Raw genomic sequence first — 665 nt, 5'->3', positions numbered from 1 at the left:
GGCAGATACACCGCCATGCCGGGTGTAAAGTGGACCTCGTTGCCATTGTCTTCGATTTGCCGGGAGTCGCCTTCGAGACAGTAAAGCACGACTTCATCCTTCCCTTGCCCAACCACCATCGTGTCAAAGTTCGGTTGGTAAGTCGTAATGTGGAAGGAGAGAGAGGCGCCCTGACGCTTGTTGGTCACCAAACGATGGCTGTGCTCGAAACCTTCATAAATCCAGACCTTCGGCACATCTTCCGCCTTGATCCATTGCATCCTCTGCTCGACAATCGATTGTTCGCCCATAGCATACTCCTCATCTTTGGGGTTATAGGGTTGCGGCCAACTGATGCGCTTCCAGGATTGCCGCCTCGACATTGCGCGGCGCCACACAGTCGCCAACCATTCGTATTGCGACATTTTCCAGTTGGTTCGACAAACGATCCAACGGCCTACCAGGCGATACGGTCACGACGGCATCGAAATGCCCGAGCGTTTTGGGTTGTTGTGTGAAAACGTTTCGGCCGATGATCTCATTCCAGGCGATACGCTCAGCGACAAAGTCGGTCACGCTATCTATATCGAGCATCGCCAGCTTGCGCTGTGCGAACACGAAATTCGGCTCATCCAGGCGATGCCCGGCGCGGCGGCCGGCGGTTATCAATGTCACATGGCGGTCGG

The 665-nt window shown here is 55.2% G+C and carries 2 protein-coding genes; both read right to left on the bottom strand.

The window, feature by feature from the left end; translation table 11 throughout:
• The coding region (locus tag EN935_RS39055; protein ID WP_127374405.1) for a hypothetical protein at nt 1-290 on the bottom strand (290 nt) is incomplete at its 3' end.
• Nucleotides 291-312: 22 nt separating this feature from the next.
• Nucleotides 313-665: hypothetical protein (locus EN935_RS41260; protein ID WP_206534716.1), on the bottom strand; the 353-nt coding region annotated here is incomplete at its 5' end.

This window comes from Mesorhizobium sp. M7D.F.Ca.US.004.03.1.1 (genome assembly GCF_003998635.1).
Classification (GTDB): Bacteria; Pseudomonadota; Alphaproteobacteria; order Rhizobiales; family Rhizobiaceae; genus Mesorhizobium; species Mesorhizobium loti.
The sequence above is the reverse complement of the archived record's forward strand: the minus strand, read 5'-3'. Positions and strand labels throughout refer to the sequence as shown.